This window comes from Mesorhizobium sp. B2-1-8 (assembly GCF_006442545.2).
Lineage (GTDB): Bacteria > Pseudomonadota > Alphaproteobacteria > Rhizobiales > Rhizobiaceae > Mesorhizobium.
In genome coordinates, this window is sequence record NZ_CP083952.1 from 1,047,220 (window position 1) to 1,062,813 (window position 15,594).

General features: G+C 64.5%; 17 protein-coding genes and 1 pseudogene. 13 read left to right on the forward strand and 5 right to left on the reverse strand.

Annotated elements, in window-relative coordinates; genetic code table 11:
- Nucleotides 1–23: 23 nt before the first annotated feature.
- Nucleotides 24–1,430: a dihydrolipoyl dehydrogenase gene (lpdA, locus tag FJ970_RS05030; RefSeq protein ID WP_227792027.1), complete on the forward strand. Its 1,407-nt coding sequence runs from the start codon at nt 24–26 to the stop codon at nt 1,428–1,430.
- 609 nt (nt 1,431–2,039) lie between these two features.
- Here lpdA and FJ970_RS05035 read toward each other — a convergent pair.
- Nucleotides 2,040–2,138: pseudogene (locus FJ970_RS05035) on the reverse strand (TraB/GumN family protein); the annotation flags it as partial.
- A gap of 73 nt (nt 2,139–2,211) precedes the next feature.
- Here FJ970_RS05035 and FJ970_RS05040 point away from each other — a divergent pair.
- A complete protein-coding gene (locus FJ970_RS05040; protein ID WP_140763213.1) occupies nt 2,212–2,688 on the forward strand; it encodes a DUF2867 domain-containing protein in 477 nt (158 codons plus the stop codon).
- 3 nt (nt 2,689–2,691) lie between these two features.
- On the opposite strand, the gene FJ970_RS05045 is transcribed toward FJ970_RS05040, so the two are convergent.
- Together FJ970_RS05045 and FJ970_RS05050 are read right to left on the reverse strand one after the other, a co-directional pair.
- Nucleotides 2,692–3,762 carry a TraB/GumN family protein gene (locus FJ970_RS05045; RefSeq protein WP_140763215.1) on the reverse strand — a complete coding sequence of 357 codons (1,071 nt, stop codon included), beginning with the start codon at nt 3,760–3,762 and terminating at the stop codon, nt 2,692–2,694.
- 62 nt (nt 3,763–3,824) lie between these two features.
- Nucleotides 3,825–4,763, reverse strand: coding sequence for a tyrosine recombinase XerC (locus FJ970_RS05050; protein ID WP_140763217.1), 939 nt, complete (start codon nt 4,761–4,763; stop codon nt 3,825–3,827).
- A gap of 116 nt (nt 4,764–4,879) precedes the next feature.
- Between FJ970_RS05050 and rimM the strand changes: the two genes are divergently transcribed.
- Nucleotides 4,880–5,476 carry a ribosome maturation factor RimM gene (gene rimM / locus FJ970_RS05055; protein ID WP_140763219.1) on the forward strand — a complete coding sequence of 199 codons (597 nt, stop codon included), beginning with the start codon at nt 4,880–4,882 and terminating at the stop codon, nt 5,474–5,476.
- Nucleotides 5,473–6,171: a tRNA (guanosine(37)-N1)-methyltransferase TrmD gene (gene trmD, locus FJ970_RS05060; RefSeq protein ID WP_140763221.1), complete on the forward strand. Its 699-nt coding sequence runs from the start codon at nt 5,473–5,475 to the stop codon at nt 6,169–6,171. Before rimM ends, trmD begins: the two co-directional genes overlap by 4 nt.
- Here trmD and FJ970_RS05065 read toward each other — a convergent pair.
- Entirely contained in the window at nt 6,153–6,905 is a 753-nt protein-coding gene (locus tag FJ970_RS05065; RefSeq protein WP_140763224.1) for a sulfite exporter TauE/SafE family protein, read from the reverse strand. The two genes, trmD and FJ970_RS05065, sit on opposite strands and share 19 nt — an antisense overlap.
- Before the next feature lie 330 nt (nt 6,906–7,235).
- On the opposite strand from FJ970_RS05065, the gene rplS reads away from it, so the two are divergent.
- The 9 genes from rplS (at nt 7,236) to FJ970_RS05110 (ending at nt 15,204) form a co-directional block, all read left to right on the forward strand.
- Nucleotides 7,236–7,781, forward strand: coding sequence for a 50S ribosomal protein L19 (rplS, locus tag FJ970_RS05070; protein WP_140763225.1), 546 nt, complete (start codon nt 7,236–7,238; stop codon nt 7,779–7,781).
- A gap of 150 nt (nt 7,782–7,931) precedes the next feature.
- Entirely contained in the window at nt 7,932–8,345 is a 414-nt protein-coding gene (locus tag FJ970_RS05075) for an organic hydroperoxide resistance protein (protein ID WP_140763227.1), read from the forward strand.
- Entirely contained in the window at nt 8,342–8,902 is a 561-nt protein-coding gene (locus FJ970_RS05080) for a MarR family winged helix-turn-helix transcriptional regulator (RefSeq protein WP_140763229.1), read from the forward strand. Before FJ970_RS05075 ends, FJ970_RS05080 begins: the two co-directional genes overlap by 4 nt.
- 167 nt (nt 8,903–9,069) lie before the next feature.
- On the forward strand, nt 9,070–9,867 hold the full coding sequence (locus tag FJ970_RS05085; protein WP_140763232.1) for a transporter substrate-binding domain-containing protein: 798 nt from the start codon (nt 9,070–9,072) through the stop codon (nt 9,865–9,867).
- A 340-nt stretch (nt 9,868–10,207) separates the two neighbouring features.
- Nucleotides 10,208–11,017 (forward strand): amino acid ABC transporter permease, encoded by an 810-nt coding sequence (locus FJ970_RS05090; RefSeq protein ID WP_140763238.1) that lies wholly within the window; start codon nt 10,208–10,210, stop codon nt 11,015–11,017.
- A gap of 56 nt (nt 11,018–11,073) precedes the next feature.
- Complete coding sequence (locus FJ970_RS05095) at nt 11,074–11,709, forward strand: class I SAM-dependent DNA methyltransferase (RefSeq protein WP_140763241.1); 636 nt, start codon at nt 11,074–11,076, stop codon at nt 11,707–11,709.
- Between the two features lie 454 nt (nt 11,710–12,163).
- A complete protein-coding gene (gene leuC / locus FJ970_RS05100) occupies nt 12,164–13,573 on the forward strand; it encodes a 3-isopropylmalate dehydratase large subunit (RefSeq protein ID WP_140763244.1) in 1,410 nt (469 codons plus the stop codon).
- A 157-nt stretch (nt 13,574–13,730) separates the two neighbouring features.
- The gene (locus FJ970_RS05105; RefSeq protein ID WP_140763247.1) at nt 13,731–14,927 is read left to right on the forward strand and encodes a sensor domain-containing diguanylate cyclase; all 1,197 of its coding nucleotides are present in this window, start codon (nt 13,731–13,733) and stop codon (nt 14,925–14,927) included.
- Nucleotides 14,928–14,982: 55 nt separating this feature from the next.
- Nucleotides 14,983–15,204, forward strand: a complete 222-nt coding sequence (locus FJ970_RS05110; protein ID WP_415752027.1) for a hypothetical protein — start codon at nt 14,983–14,985, stop codon at nt 15,202–15,204.
- Here the strand turns inward: FJ970_RS05110 and FJ970_RS05115 are convergent.
- Nucleotides 15,188–15,562 (reverse strand): hypothetical protein, encoded by a 375-nt coding sequence (locus FJ970_RS05115; RefSeq protein ID WP_140763250.1) that lies wholly within the window; start codon nt 15,560–15,562, stop codon nt 15,188–15,190. The two genes, FJ970_RS05110 and FJ970_RS05115, sit on opposite strands and share 17 nt — an antisense overlap.
- Nucleotides 15,563–15,594: the final 32 nt, after the last annotated feature.

The window sequence follows — 15,594 nt, forward strand, 5'->3', positions numbered from 1 at the left end:
CCCCAAGCAAAAGGGAAACAAACATGGCTTATGACGTGGTTATCATCGGCTCGGGACCGGGCGGCTATGTCTGCGCCATCAAGGCGGCACAGCTCGGGCTGAAGGTCGCGGTGATCGAGAAGAACGCGACCTTCGGCGGCACCTGCCTCAACATCGGCTGCATCCCGTCCAAGGCGCTGCTTCATGCCTCCGAAATGTTCGCCGAGGCCGGCCATTCCTTCGACACGCTCGGTGTCGAAATCCCGGCACCCAAGCTGAATTTGAAGAAAATGATGGCCCACAAGGACGCGACGGTGTCGTCCAACGTCAACGGCGTCGCCTTCCTGTTCAAGAAGAACAAGATCGACAGTTTTCGCGGCATCGGCAAGGTGATCGCCGCCGGCAAGGTGTCGGTGACCGGCGAGGACGGCAAGGTCGAGGAGATCGAGACCAAGAACGTCGTCATCGCCACCGGTTCCGACGTCGCCGGCATTCCCGGCGTCAAGGTCGACTTCGACGAGAAAATCATCGTGTCGTCGACCGGTGCGCTGTCGCTGGAGAAGGTGCCCAGCCGTCTGGTGGTGGTCGGCGGCGGTGTCATCGGGCTCGAACTCGGCTCGGTCTGGGCCCGGCTCGGCGCCAAGGTCACCGTGGTCGAGTTCCTCGACACCATTTTGGGCGGCATGGACGGCGAGGTGTCGAAACAGTTCCAGCGTCTTTTGTCGAAGCAGGGATTCGAGTTCAAGCTCGGCGCCAAGGTCACCGGCGTCGCCAAGGCCAAGAAGGGCGCGACCGTTACCTTCGAGCCGGTCAAGGGCGGCGCCTCCGAAACCATCGATGCCGACGTGGTGTTGATCTCGACCGGGCGCCGTGCCCTTTCGGACAGCCTCGGCCTCAAGGAAGCCGGGGTCGAGGTCGACGAGCGCGGCCGGGTCAAGACCGACGGGCATCTCAGGACCAATGTTCCCGGCATCTACGCCATCGGCGATGTGATCGCCGGGCCGATGCTGGCGCACAAGGCCGAGGACGAGGGCGTGGCGGTGGCCGAGACCATCGCCGGCCAGGCCGGGCATGTGAACTATGACGTCATTCCGAGCGTCGTCTACACCAGTCCGGAGATCGCCTCGGTCGGCAAGACCGAGGAAGAGCTGAAGAAGGCCGGCATCGACTTCAAGGTCGGCAAATTTCCCTTCACCGCCAACGGCCGCGCACGCGCCATGCTGCACACCGACGGGTTCGTGAAGATCCTGGCCGACAAGCAGAGCGACCGCGTGCTCGGTGTCCATATCGTCGGCTTCGGCGCCGGCGAGATGATCCACGAGGCAGCAGTGCTGATGGAGTTCGGCGGCTCGTCGGAAGACCTCGCCCGCACCTGCCACGCGCATCCGACGATGTCGGAAGCGGTGAAGGAAGCGGCACTGGCCACCTTCTTCAAGCCGATCCACATTTAAGGGGCGTCCAACGCTTCGTCATCCAGGGCGGAGCAGCCGCCGCGCTCCCCTGTTGGTGTCGCGGCATGGATCCTCGGGTCAAGCCCGAGGATGACGATGGCGTCGCCCAAAACAAAGCGGCCCGCCTTTCAGCGGGCCGTTCGTCTTTGATATCGAGCCGCTTACTGGGCCGGCGCAGGCGCTGGTGCAGGCGCGGGAGCCGGTGCAGGCGCGGGAGCCGGCGCTGGTGCCGGAGCGGGCGCTGGCGCCGGGGCGGGCGCGGGAGCCGGCGCGGGTTCGGCGGGCTTCATCGGTTCAGCCGGTGCCGGCGCCGGGGCCGGTGTGCTGGCTGCTGGCGGCTCGGCGGGTGCCGGATGCTCACCCCTTCTTCCGAAAACGTAATACGCGACAATCGCCAGAATAACGACGACCAGCGCAATCAGCCAAGGGCTGCCGCCGCCGCCGCCGCTTGGCCTGGGAGAGTCGTTTGGTGTGTTCGCCATGAAAGTGTCCTCCGTGGATGAAAATTATCAATCAACAGACATCAACGCGCCATCGTTGAACAGGTTTCACGCTAGCGGAGGGACACGCCGAAAATACGACGGTCAGATCCGCCAGCTGCCATCCGACTCAATTGACAGCGGTGACAGTATAGCCGGCTTTGCGGAAATCCTCGACCAGTCCCTCTGGACCGGGAAGATGCAGTGCGCCAACCGCGATGAATACGTCGGCCAGGCGGCGTTTCGCCACGCAGCGAGCCACACCAGCCGATGCTATCGTTGGTTACGAGGGATTTGCCGGTATGACGCCAACTGCACAGACTTTTCCTGATCCCAAAGGTGCTCTTGCCGGCGCTCAGTTCGCCGACCGATATGTGCTGATAACCGATGGCCTTGCCCTGACCGCCATTGGCGCGGCCGAACGCGTGCTGGGGCGGACACCGGGATGGGTCGGCCGGCTGACGCAACTGCGCAACCTTGCGGTCAGGCCATTTGGGCTGAAAACGGGGGCGGAACCCGACGCACCGCCGGAAAGCAGGATCGGCATATTTCCGCTCATCAGCCAGGCACATGGCAGGGTCGTCCTTGGACTGGACGACCGGCATCTCGATTTCCGCATCCTGGTGGAGGTGAACGATCTCGGCGCGGGCCGGCAGGAGGTGGCTGCGTCGACGATCGTGAAGACGCACAATCTGCTTGGGCGGACCTATCTCGCCATCATCATGCCGTTTCACCGCATCATCGTTCCGGCGATGCTGGCTCAGGTCTTGATCAAATAGGGCTTAAAGCCCCACCGCCGTGACAGTATAGCCGGCTTTACGAAAATCCTCGACCAGTCCCTCTGGACCGGGAAGATGCAGCGCGCCGACCGCCATGAAGGCGTTGCCCTTGGCCAGGATCGGCCCGGCATGATCGACCATCACCTTGTTGCGGCTGGTGATCATGGTCTCCTCGAAGGCGGCATAGCCCGCGGGGTCGTTCTGCTCGTCGGGCATGGCGGCGCGGAACAGCGGCCAGAACATGCCGGTGTCGCCACGCTGGTAGAGCACGATCATGGTTTCGTTGATGTCGTTCACCTTGTCGCCCAGCTTCAGCGTGTCGACCAGACCCTTCATGTGAAAGGCGAGTGGCAGCGAGGCCATGGCGCGCAGCTGGCTCTCGGCCGTTTCCAATCCTTCCACCGGCTTGCCGGCCGCCTTGGCGCTCTCGGCCAGCTTGACGTCGAGCACCGGCGCGCCGCTGGACTGGCGGGCGAGTTCGCAAGCCGGAAGCGCCATCATGGCTGACAGCATCCACGGCTTCATCTTGGCGACCGTTGCCGGCGGGATGCCGCGCGCGTCAAGCGCTGCGTTCATCGCCGCCGCGTCGTCCGGCGACAGCAATGACGACAGCGTCGTGGAGTCGGTGAACATCATCAGGTCCGGCTCCTTCAGCATCGCCGTCATCATCTTCTGCTTGTCGAGCACGTCGGTGGTTTCGATGATGAGGGTGCCGGCGGCGTCAAAGGCCTTCTGTGCATATGCCGGCAGCGTGGTGACGCGCGGATCGGTCATGTGCATGGTGCCGAACAGGTAGGATGGCTGTTCGCCTGATTTTTCCAGCTTCCATAGCAGGCCCTTGCCGTTGAGCGTGGCGGCCGCCTCCGCCTCGATCTTGTCGTAAGTGGCAGGGCTGCCCTTCTGCAAGGCCGACAGCATGTCGGCGCCGGTGCAGGCCGGGATTTCCGCGTGCGCCCTGCCGGCGGCGAACAGCAGGACAGCAAGGAAGGACAGGAAAAACAGCACGTTGAGCGCGACAAGCAGTTTCAGCGAGACGGAAGCTGCACGGTCGGCGATGGCGATGACGCGTTTCATGATCCCATTACTAGGACCGAAAAGCGGCAAAACCGTTAATCGGGACCGCAAAATTGAAGGGTTCATGCCCTCGGATGAGCGGATTCGTAGATTTCCAGCAGTCTTGCGGTGTCGACGCCGGTGTAGATCTGCGTTGTCGACAGGCTGGCGTGGCCGAGCAATTCCTGGATGGTGCGCAAATCGCCGCCTCGGCCGAGCAGATGGGTGGCGAAGGAATGGCGCAAGGCATGCGGCGTCGCGGTGTCGGGCAGGTTGAGCGCCGAGCGCAGTTTGGCCATGGCGCGCTGGATGATGGCCGGGTTGAGCGGGCCGCCGCGCGCGCCGCGAAACAGCAGCCCCTTCGGATCGAGATGGTAGGGGCACAGCCGGCGGTATTCGGCGATCGCCCGGAGCGCCACCGGCAGCACCGGCACCAGCCGCGTCTTGCCGCCTTTGCCGGTGACGCGCAACACGGTGTCGGCTTCCGATGCCAGATCGGCGGCGCCGAGGCCAAGCGCTTCCGAAATGCGCAGGCCCGAACCATAGAGCAGCGTCAGCACGGCGGCGTTGCGGGCGGCGATCCAGGGTTCTTCCGCCAGCTGACCCTCGACGGAGACCACGTGCCTGGCATCGCTCGCCGTCAGCGGCTTGGGCAGCGATTTGGGCTGGCGTGGCGCGCGCAAGGCAGCCGCACCTGCCGCATTGGCCAGGCCTCGCCGTTCGAGGAAGCGCAGCAGTGAACGGATGCCGGCCAATCCGCGGCCAAGCGTGCGTGCGCCGGCACCGGCATTGCGGCGGGCGGCGAGGAAGCCGCGCAGGTCGGCCGGGCGCAGGTCGGCGATATCTGAAATGCCGGGCGGTCCGCCGATATGGCCGGTGAGGAAGTGCAGGAACTGACGCGTGTCCCGCTCATACGCCTCGACGGTCTCCGGTGACAGCCGGCGTTCGCGCGCCAGCATCTTCAGCCAGTTTTCACGCGCCGACTGGAGATCGGGCTTTGCCGGGATGAGGAATTCCTGCATGGGGGTCTTTTCCGGTTCGCCGTCATTTTCCGGCAGCCGGGTTAGGAACCGGTGAAGAGCCCGTCATTGAAATGACGGCGAGGCGGCGCTAGAGCAGGGGCAAAGGATTTTTCGCCATGAGCAAGCTGCAAAACCCCGTCCAGATGGCCGTGATCGGTGCAGCGCACGGCATCAAGGGCGAGCTCAGGGTGAAAACCTTCACCGGCGATCCAATGGCGCTGGCCGACTACGGCCCGCTCTACGCCAGGGACGGCCGGGCTTTCCAGATAACGGACATAAGGCCGGCCAACACCGTCGTCGTGGTGCGGTTCAAGGGCGTCAGCGACCGCAACGCGGCCGAGGCGCTCGCCGGTACGGAACTGTTCGTCGACCGCTCGATGCTGCCGGACGACGGCGAGGAAGACGAATTCTACCATGCCGACCTGATCGGGTTGGAAATCCGGGATGACACCGGTGCTGTCATCGGCAAGGTCGTCGCGGTGCACAATTTCGGTGGCGGCGACATTCTCGATGTGACGCTCGAGGGGCGCAAGGGTGTGCTGATCCCATTCACGCAGGCCGCCGTGCCGCAGGTGTCGATCGCCGAGGGTTTCGTCCGCGTCGACCCGGTCGCGGCCGGGCTGGTCGAGGAGGATGGCGAAGCGTCGCGCGAGGATGATTTCGACCCGAAGGGCAGGCCGCGCGGACCGCGTGACGCCGGGGGCAACCGGTGAGTTTTGCCGCGTCGGTGCTGACGCTCTATCCCGAGATGTTTCCGGGGGCGCTCGGCCTATCGTTGGCCGGGCGGGCGCTGGAGGCCGGCACATGGTCGCTGGATGCGATCCAGATCCGCGACTTCGCCGCCGACAAGCATCGCACCGTCGACGACACGCCGGCCGGCGGCGGCGCCGGCATGGTGATGCGCGCCGATGTGCTGGCCAGGGCGATCGACCATGCCTCGCCAGCGGGCGATGTGCGCCCACGCCTGCTGATGAGCCCGCGCGGCAAACCACTGACGCAGGCCCGCGTGCGCGAACTGGCCGCCGGGCCAGGCGCCGTTATCCTGTGTGGCCGCTTCGAAGGCGTCGACCAGCGGGTGATCGACGCGCGGGGATTGGAGGAAGTCTCGATCGGCGATTTCATTCTGTCCGGCGGCGAGCCCGCGGCACTTGTGCTGCTCGACGCGGTGGTGCGGCTGCTACCCGGCGTGATGGGCAATGCCGTGTCGGGCGAGGAAGAGAGTTTCGAGAACGGCCTGCTCGAACATCCGCACTACACACGGCCGCAGGAATTCGAAGGCCGGGAGATTCCCGAAGTTCTGATCTCCGGCAACCACAAGAAGATCGCCGCCTGGCGGCGTGAGCAGTCGGAAAGACTGACGCAAGAGCGGCGACCCGATCTTCTGGGTGCTCAGCCTTTGCTGAAGTAATAAAAAGCCAGAAACAGGCCGACGGCGATGACGAAGCCGCGCACCACGTTCTGCGGCACGCGCTTGGCGATCCAGACGCCGGCATAGCCGCCCAGCGCGCCTCCCGGGATCATGATGATCGCCTGCGGCCAGGCGACGACGCCTCCCGAGACGAAGACGACGATGGCGATTGCGGCGATGACCACGGCCAGCATGTTCTTGAGCGCGTTTAGCCGGTGGTAGTCGCCGGCCTGGGTCAGGCCGAGCGTCGCCAGCATCATCACGCCCATGCCGGCGCCGAAGAAGCCGCCATAGATGGCGGTGATGAATTGCGCGAGTGAACCGGCGAGCGATCCCACGGCCGCTTCATGTCCGGGTTTGGGTGCCGGCTTCAGCCAGGGCCCGGCGGCGAACAGCGCCGTCGCGCCCAAAAGCAGCCATGGCACCAGGGCGCGAAAGGACGGATTGTCGAGCGCCAGCAAGATCAGCGCGCCGGCCAGCGCACCAATCGCCGAGATCAGGCACAGCAGCAGCGCGCCGCGCCAGAAATGCCTGATGTCTGCCCAGTAGGCGAGCGTCGAGGTGATGTAACCGGGAAATTGCGTCACCGAGGAGGTGGCGTTGGCCACGATCGGCGGCACACCGACCAATGTCATGGCGCCGAAGGTGATGAAGGTGCCGCCACCGGCGACCGCGTTGGCGGCGCCTGACAGAAAGCCCGCCAGGAGCAGCAGGACAGCATCGAGAACAGACATGGAAGGCCGCCGTGAAGAAGTGTGCTATAAGGAAGCTTGCCGGACCGGCGCAACCCGGCACGGCAGGATTATGATGGTGCCATGCCGGGAGCCGTGCCGGCAAAAAATGCATGGGCAAGGCGTGACAAAGCGCCGAAATAGCTGTATGTGCCCGCCCGTACCGGCAAGAACAATCTTCCGGACCCGTCAACAATGACGGTGTAGTCGCCCCTGCCCGATGTCTAGGAGACAAATGTCTTGGAGACAAAGGACATAGCCGAGCGGTCAATGGAACTGCAAGGTAAGCGTAGGGCGCTCTGACTGTCGGAAGAACAAGAAGTGGATTTTTAGATGGATCTCATCCGTCAGCTCGAGGCCGAACAGGCCGCCAAGATCGAAGCCAAGCGCAAGCTTCCCGAATTCCAGCCCGGCGACACCGTGCGCGTCCAGGTCCGCGTGACCGAAGGCACCCGCACCCGCGTCCAGGCTTATGAAGGCGTCGTCATCGCCCGTTCCGGCTCCGGCTTCCAGGAAAATTTCACCGTCCGCAAGATCTCCTACGGCGAAGGCGTCGAGCGCGTGTTCCCGGTTTTTTCGCCGATGGTCGAAGGCGTCGAGATCGTGCGCCGCGGCAAGGTGCGTCGCGCCAAGCTCTATTACCTGCGCGATCGTCGCGGCAAGTCGGCCCGTATTTCGGAAAACACCGGCGTGCGCGCCCGCAAGCTCAACGATGAGGAGCGCGACGCGCTGAACGCCGAGAAGGCCCGCATCGAGGCCGAGAAGGTCGCCGCCGCCCAGGCGCTGGCCGCCGAGACGGCAGCCAAGGAAGCCGCCGAGAAGAAGGCGGCCGCCGAGGCCGAGGCAGCCAAGGCCGCCGAAGCGACTCCCGCCGAATAAGATTTCGACGAAGGCTTTTTTGAAAAGGCGGCTTCGGCCGCCTTTTTTCGATTCACCAGACTGTGAACGCTTTCAGCTCCGGAATGCTGGTTGACGCCCAATTATATCGTGTACTAAATAATCGTTCACAATATGATTGGAGACTACGATATGGCACTCTACACCACACAGGCCCACGTAACCGGCGGTCGCGCCGGCCATGGCGAGACCAGCGACAGCCTGCTCAAGCTCGATTTGGCGATGCCCAAGGAGCTCGGCGGACCGGGCGGCGCCACCAATCCCGAGCAGCTCTTCGCCATCGGCTATGCCGCCTGCTTCGAAAGCGCCGTCCGCTTCGTCGCGCGTAAGCAGAAACTGCCGCTCGAGGATGCCGCGATAAGTTCGACGGTCAGCCTGCTCCCCGACGGCGAGGGCTTCAGGCTCGGCGTCGCGTTGGCAGTGGACACGAAAGGCCTTGATCAGGCGGCGGCGGAAGCGCTTGTATCGGCGGCGCACCAGGTTTGTCCCTATTCGAACGCCATCAGGGGCAATGTCGAGGTGGCGCTTTCGGTAAAGGCGGCATGACGACAAAGGTCGAAACGAAAGCCACAGACGTCCCGGCGGGGGCCGCCGGGGCGATCCCGGTGCCACGGCTCGATCAGCAGCTCTGCTTCGCGCTCTATTCGGCGAGCGGTCTGATGACCAAGCTCTACCGGCCGTTGCTCGATCCGCTCGGCCTGACCTATCCGCAATATCTGGCGATGCTGGCGCTGTGGGAACGCGCGCCGAGCACGGTGGGCGACCTTGGCGAAGCGCTCGGCCTGGATTCGGCGACGCTGACGCCGCTGCTCAAGCGGATGGAGGCGGGCGGCCTCGTCACCCGCCGGCGCGATGCCGCCGACGAGCGCCGGGTGCTGGTCGAGCCGACGGCCAAGGGCCAGGCGCTGCGCGCCCGCATGAAGGATGTGGCCGCCGCGCTTGCCTGCAGCGTGCCGCTCGGACCAGGCGAAGCGAAGTCCTTGCACGGCACGCTCACCCATCTTGTCGCGGGCCTGCGCAGCGCTGTGGCCGATGACCGGTCGACGGATACGGAAGCGTCGGTCCCGGACACGGGAAAATCCTGGCAGTCAACGCAGTCGTAGCACGCATCGTTGCGGAATCTTCCGATTGAAGGCATGCAAATCCGTTTTCGGCTGTCCCGACGCAGCGGACCGTCTTGCATGGCGCTTGCGGAAAGCTAAAGTCGGCGCCGGATTTTCCTGTAAGCCCGGTCGATATCCGGGCGCTTTCAATTTCCGGGGAGTGTGTCATGACCAAATCGAAATTGCTGCTGGCCGGCCTGTTGGCTCTGGTCCTGGCGCCCGTTGCCGCCTTCGCGCAGGCGCTGCCCGATCTCGGCGGCAAGAAGGTCGTGGTGGTGACCGAAAACGCCTACCCGCCGCTGCAGTTCATCGATGCCAAGACCGGCAAACAGATCGGCTGGGAATATGACGCGATGAACGAGATCGCCAAGCGGCTGAATTTCAAGGTCGAGTACCAGAACACCTCCTGGGATGCGATGATCCAGGCGGTTTCCGACAACCAGTACAACATCGGCATGACCGGCATCACCATCAAGGACGACCGCAAGGAGAAGGTCGACTTCTCCGACCCCTACATGCGCTCGGAACAGTTCATGCTGGTGCGCGGCGACGAAAGCCGCTTCACCGACGCCAAGACCTTCGGCGCCTTCAAGGACGGACTGATCGGCGCACAGGCCGGCACCACGCCGTTCTACACCGCCGTCTACAGCGTGCTCGACGGCAATGAACAGAACCCGCGGATCAAACTGTTCGAGACGTTCGGCGCCACGGTTCAGGCGCTGAAATCCGGCGACGTCGATGTCGTGCTGACCGACGGCACCGCGGGCAAGGGCTATGTCGACGCTTCGGAGGGCAAGCTGAAGCTGATCGGCGGCCCGCTCGGCACCGAGGATTTCGGCTTCATCTTCCCCAAGGGGTCCGATCTGGTGAAACCGGTCAATGCCGCGATCGCCGCGCTCAAGGCGGATGGGACGCTGGATGCGCTGAACAAGAAATGGTTTCTTGATTACAAGATGGGGCAGTAATTTCGTTGCTACGCGCATCGCATAAAGATCGTGCACCTTTATTCACGCTAACTCGGCGCCCAGGCGCCCCCCTCTGTTCTGTCGGGCCCGGCCCTTCGCTGTCGCTTCGGGCGTTCGTCGTTCGGAAAGCCAAGCAATTGGCTTCCCGTCCGCTGCGCGGACCACTTCTCACCCCCCTCAAGGGGGGAGATTGGATGTCGTCTCCGCTTTCGCCAGTCTCCAACATTGCAGAACTGGCGGAGAGCTTGAAGCTGCCGATCTCCCCCCTAGAGGGGGAGATGTCCGGCAGGACAGAGGGGGGCGCCTGGGTGCCATCCTTCGACACTCTTTACGCTGCCTGATGGCGCCGCCCTCCATCTCCAAACCCGAATTCCCCTGGTGGCTCGCCGTTGCCGGCGTCCTTGCGCTGGCGGCCGCCCTCTTCATCGCCACCAGCGACCTCTACGCCCAGGTCTTCGCCACTGTCGCCAAGGGCATCGGCATCACCGTCTTCGTCACCGTGGTCGCTTTCGTCCTGGCGTCGATCATCGGCCTCGGCATTGCGCTGATGGGCCTGTCGGGCTCGACCTGGCTGCGGCAGATCGCGCGCTTCTATGTCGAGATCATCCGCGGCGTGCCGATCCTGGTGCTGCTGTTCTGGATAGCTTTTGCCGGCGCGCCGGCCTTCGTCGCGGCCTGGAACGCGCTGACCGCACCGCTGCAAAGCGCCGGCATTCTCGGCGAGCTGCTGGTGCGCGACATGTCGTTGCTGTGGCGCGCCATTATGGCGCTGACCATCGGCTATTCGGCCTTCATCTCGGAGGTTTTCCGGGCCGGCATCCAGTCGGTCGAGAAAGGCCAGATCGAGGCGGCGAAGGCTTTGGGGCTGAGCCGCGCGCAGCGCTTCCGGCTGGTCGTGTTTCCGCAGGCGATCCGCACCATCCTGCCGCCGCTCGGCAATGATTTCGTCGCCCTGGTCAAGGATTCCTCGCTGGTGTCGGTGCTCGGCGTCGCCGACATCACGCAGATGGGCAAGGTGTATGCGGCCGGCTCATTCCGCTTCTTCGAGACCTATTCGATAACGGCCTACATCTATCTCATCCTCACCGTCGGCCTGTCGCTGTCGCTCAGGGCGCTGGAGCGGCGTTTGCGCCGCCAGCACGAGGAATAGTTTTTCAGCCAGGACAGCGTTAGGCTCGGGCGGCGTCCCGGAGGAGGAGCATGCCCATGAACATCGACAACGCCAATGCGGCGCTGGATTCGGTCTACACGGCCGATACGCCCGAAACGCTGGCACAGGCCTATGCCGCATGGGCCGCGACCTATGACAGCGAGACCGCCTCGCTCGGCTATTTGCTGCCGTTCCTGATCACCGCCTGGGTGACGCGCCACGTGCCTGTAGGCGAAGGGCCGCTGCTCGACGCCGGCTGCGGCACCGGCCTGTCCGGACCTTCGCTGAAGGCGCTGGGCTACGCCGATATTGCCGGACTGGACCTGTCGGACGACATGCTCGAGATCGCCGGCAGCCGCAATGCCTACAGCGAGCTGAAGCAGGCGATGTTGGGCGGGCCGCTGCCATGGCCGGACGGCCATTTCCGCGCCTTCTTCTCCACCGGTGTATTCACCATCAGCCACGCGCCGGCGTCTAGCCTGCACGAACTGGTGCGCATCACGAAAAAGGGCGGCCACGCCATCTTCACCGTGCGCGACCAGGTGTTTGAGAGTGGTGGGTTTCAGGCGGTGTTCGATGAATTGGAGCAGGCAGGAAAGTGGCGGGCGGTGGAGGCAAGCCCGTGGTTTCGCTGCTATGCGATCGCCGAGCCGGAAGCGCTGGTGAGGACTTTTGTGTTCGAGGTGATCTGAGGCAATTGCCCGGCGTTCGCGCCGCCCCTCATCGCCCTGCCGGGCACTTCTCCCCGTATAGTGACGGGGAGAAGGAGGCTGGCCGCAACGCCGGCTCTATTCCTGCAACATTGATGATTGGCGAAACCATCGATGACTGCGTCCCCTCTCCCCGTCACTATACGGGGAGAGGATGCCGGCAGGCAGGTGAGGGGCAGCGCCAACGCCTCGACTTTGAGCCGTCACGCCGCAATTGCCGAAAAGCCAAAACATTGCTATCTACCCGGCCATGGAAGAGCTTTTTGGCGATCCGGCTTACAAGGGATTCGTGCTGCAGGACAGAAAACGCCTGCCGTCGCGCTTCTCCGCGCGTGTGTCCGGCGCCCTGACCAGCCGACTTCGCTGATCCCTGCCGGCCGGCCGCGGGCTTGCGGCATCAGCTCTTTCCCATTCTCATATCGACGGATTTACGCACATGAGCGCACCGCGCACCCTCTATGACAAGATTTTCGACGACCATGTCGTCGACCGCCAGGACGATGGCACCTGCCTGCTCTATATCGACCGCCACCTCGTCCATGAGGTGACCAGCCCGCAGGCCTTCGAAGGCCTGCGCATGAGCGGCCGGAAAGTCCGTCACCCGGAAAAGACGCTGGCCGTGGTCGATCACAATGTCTCGACCTCGCCCGAGCGCAAGTTCGGCATCAAGAACGAGGAAAGCCGCATCCAGGTCGAGGCGCTGGCCAAGAACGCCAGGGATTTCGGCGTCGAGTATTATTCCGAGAACGATATCCGCCAGGGCATTGTCCACATCATCGGCCCCGAGCAGGGCTTTACGCTGCCGGGCATGACCATCGTCTGCGGTGACAGCCACACGTCCACCCATGGCGCTTTCGGCGCGCTGGCGCACGGCATCGGCACGTCCGAGGTCGAGCATGTGCTGGCGACGCAAACGCTGATCCAGCGCAAGGCCAAGAACATGCTGGTGCGCGTCGATGGCGTGTTGCCCGAAGGCGTCACCGCCAAGGATATCATCCTCGCCATCATCGGCGAGATCGGCACCGCCGGCGGCACCGGCTATGTCATCGAATATGCCGGCGAGGCGATCCGTGCGCTGTCGATGGAAGGCCGCATGACGATCTGCAACATGTCGATCGAGGGCGGTGCGCGCGCCGGCCTGATCGCGGCGGACGAGACCACTTTCGCCTATGTCAAGGACAAGCCGCGCGCGCCCAAGGGCGCTGCCTGGGACGCGGCGCTCGAATACTGGAAGACGCTGCGGACCGACGAAGGCGCGCATTTCGACAAGGTGATCGTGCTCGACGCGGCCAAGCTGCCGCCGATCGTCTCCTGGGGCTCCTCGCCCGAGGACGTCGTCTCCGTGCAAGGCATCGTGCCGAACCCGGAAGACATCACCGACGAGAACAAGCGCAGCTCCAAGCTACGCGCGCTCGACTATATGGGCCTGACGCCGGGGACGAAGATCACCGACATCACCCTCGACCGCGTCTTCATCGGCTCCTGCACCAATGGCCGCATCGAGGATCTGCGCGCCGTCGCCAAGGTGGTCGAAGGCAAGACGGTCAGCCCGCATGTCGATGCCATGATCGTACCGGGCTCCGGCCTGGTCAAGGAGCAGGCGGAAGCCGAGGGGCTGGACAAGATCTTCCTTGCCGCCGGTTTCGACTGGCGCGAGCCGGGCTGCTCGATGTGCCTGGCCATGAACGACGACCGGCTGAAGCCGCATGAACGCTGCGCCTCGACCTCGAACCGCAATTTCGAGGGCCGGCAGGGCTTCAAGGGCCGCACCCATCTGGTGTCGCCGGCAATGGCGGCGGCGGCGGCGATCGCCGGCCACTTCGTCGACATCCGCGACTGGAAGTAGGCCGCCTCGATCCCGAGCGCATCCGGGGCCCCGGACAGCATCGCTGTCCGGGCCTTTCTTCATTCACGGCGCCGCATATGCGCCTTCGCTTAACCGCTTGTTTGGGCTTGCCCTCTATGGTCTTCCCCGACGTCAAACGAGGGGAAGTCACGGTCCTTTGGACACTGGCCTGTTGATAGCGTTGCTCAATCCGACGATCGCGCTGGCGCTCGGCGCGGCGTTCCTCGTGCTGTGGTTCCATCAACGCCATCGTCCCTATCTGGCGGTGCTGGCGCTCAGCTATTGCCTTTCGGCGCCCGGGTTCCTGTTCCAGTATTTCACCTTGCCCATCGGCCTGGCGCTGACCAAGCTGGTGTCGAACATCTGCTTCACCATCGCCGGCTGCTGCCTGTCCGGTGCCATCATCGCCCGCTACGGCAGGAAGGTGCCCGGAGTAGGGATCGCCGTTCTGGCGGGCGGCGGCCTTGCGGCATTCGCGTGGTTCCTGTTCGTCACGCCGGATCTCACCTGGCGCATCCTGGCGATGAATTTCGGCTTCGGTGGCGTCAGCCTGCTCGTCGCCGCCGAACTGCGGCCGGTGCGCAACAATGGCCCGACAGAAAAGATCCTGTTCCTGCTGTCGCTGCTGTCCAGCGTCAATTTCTTCGTGCGCACCCTGGTGGTGGTCATCGCGCACGGACCCTTCGCCAGCTATGACGGCTTCTACGACTCGTCCTACTGGACGACCGCGCTGTTGTCGCACGCGCTGCTGTCGCTGCTGATCGCGCTTTGCCTCTTCACCGCCGCCGCGCTCGACGTGATGAAGGCGCTGAAGACGGAGACCTATACCGATCCGCTTTCGGGGCTGCTCAACCGCCGAGGATTCGAGGAACGCGCCGCCATGCTGCTGCAGCATTGCGCCATGGCCAGATTCCCGGTGGCGCTGGTGCTGGCCGACCTCGACCATTTCAAGGCCCTCAACGACGCGCACGGGCACGCGGCCGGCGACCGGGTGATCGCGGACTTCGCCGCCAAGCTGCGCTCTGCCGCCGGAGCACGGGGTGCCGCGGGCCGCATCGGCGGCGAGGAGTTTGCCGTGCTCCTGCCGCTGACCGATCTCGCCGCCGCCAGGCTGTTCGCCGAAGCGGTGCGCACACTCTATTCGGCCGGCGGCGTCGACGGGCTTCCCGCCGGCACGAAAGTCACCGCCAGTTTCGGCGTGGCGGCCCGCAGTGGTGACGAGACGCTGGAACCCTTGATGCGCCGGGCCGACGAGGCGCTTTACAAGGCCAAGAAAAATGGCCGCGACAGCGTGCGCCTCTCCTACGAGCGGCCGGAGACGGTGTTCGTGCCGGAGCCGCTCAAGGCTGGCTGACAGGAGTCAATCTTGCGGCCGCCCGGCTGAAGGCACCCGCCACGCATTCGGCGCGTTGCCCATCAACGGGTTGCCGGCCGACAGCCGCTGCACGTCGAGCTTCGGCATTGCCGAGCTTCACATGGGCGAGGGTTTCCCCGACCTGATGCGGCGTGCGGATGAAGCGCTCTACCTGGCAAAGAATGCCGGGCGCGACTGCGTTCGTGTCTCCACCGGGCCAGCCGATGGGCTGGCCCTGGTAAAAATCGGCCAGCCCCGTATCAGCGGCAGGGGCTGAGCTCCGGCATCTCGCCGTCGGAAAGGCCGTACATATAGGAGCGGCCCTTGACGAACACAGGCGGGCGATAGCAACCCCCGTCGCCCGATATGTCGTCGGATTCGTTCTGGTAGATCACCTTGGGCTGGCCGGCGCTGGTGTAGTCGGACAGTTGCCTGGCCAGCTTGCCTTCGCCGACGATGATGCGTTTGTAGCCGGCGGCGCTGTCGATGACGAGATTGCCGAACGAATCGGCGTAAACGCGGTCGTGATGGCGCAAGCCGGCCTCGGCCGGCGCGGCCACCGCAACGGCAAGTGCTGTCAGCGTGACCGCGACGCTTGCCAGCACTAATTTGGCCCGTACTGATTTAGAACGCATGTCGCTCTCCCTTCGTCGGCGCGAGAGAGATC

Excerpts from the sequence above, each read along its gene's own strand:
- rplS (WP_140763225.1), top strand. The coding sequence starts at position 7,236 with ATGGATCTCATCCGTCAGCTCGAGGCCGAACAGGCCGCCAAGATCGAA.
- lpdA (WP_227792027.1), top strand. The coding sequence starts at position 24 with ATGGCTTATGACGTGGTTATCATCGGCTCGGGACCGGGCGGCTATGTC.
- FJ970_RS05065 (WP_140763224.1), bottom strand. The coding sequence starts at position 6,905 with ATGTCTGTTCTCGATGCTGTCCTGCTGCTCCTGGCGGGCTTTCTGTCA.
- leuC (WP_140763244.1), top strand. The coding sequence starts at position 12,164 with ATGAGCGCACCGCGCACCCTCTATGACAAGATTTTCGACGACCATGTC.
- FJ970_RS05075 (WP_140763227.1), top strand. The coding sequence starts at position 7,932 with ATGGCACTCTACACCACACAGGCCCACGTAACCGGCGGTCGCGCCGGC.
- FJ970_RS05045 (WP_140763215.1), bottom strand. The coding sequence starts at position 3,762 with ATGAAACGCGTCATCGCCATCGCCGACCGTGCAGCTTCCGTCTCGCTG.
- FJ970_RS05085 (WP_140763232.1), top strand. The coding sequence starts at position 9,070 with ATGACCAAATCGAAATTGCTGCTGGCCGGCCTGTTGGCTCTGGTCCTG.
- FJ970_RS05040 (WP_140763213.1), top strand. The coding sequence starts at position 2,212 with ATGACGCCAACTGCACAGACTTTTCCTGATCCCAAAGGTGCTCTTGCC.
- FJ970_RS05115 (WP_140763250.1), bottom strand. The coding sequence starts at position 15,562 with ATGCGTTCTAAATCAGTACGGGCCAAATTAGTGCTGGCAAGCGTCGCG.
- FJ970_RS05090 (WP_140763238.1), top strand. The coding sequence starts at position 10,208 with ATGGCGCCGCCCTCCATCTCCAAACCCGAATTCCCCTGGTGGCTCGCC.
- FJ970_RS05050 (WP_140763217.1), bottom strand. The coding sequence starts at position 4,763 with ATGCAGGAATTCCTCATCCCGGCAAAGCCCGATCTCCAGTCGGCGCGT.
- rimM (WP_140763219.1), top strand. The coding sequence starts at position 4,880 with ATGAGCAAGCTGCAAAACCCCGTCCAGATGGCCGTGATCGGTGCAGCG.
- FJ970_RS05095 (WP_140763241.1), top strand. The coding sequence starts at position 11,074 with ATGAACATCGACAACGCCAATGCGGCGCTGGATTCGGTCTACACGGCC.
- FJ970_RS05080 (WP_140763229.1), top strand. The coding sequence starts at position 8,342 with ATGACGACAAAGGTCGAAACGAAAGCCACAGACGTCCCGGCGGGGGCC.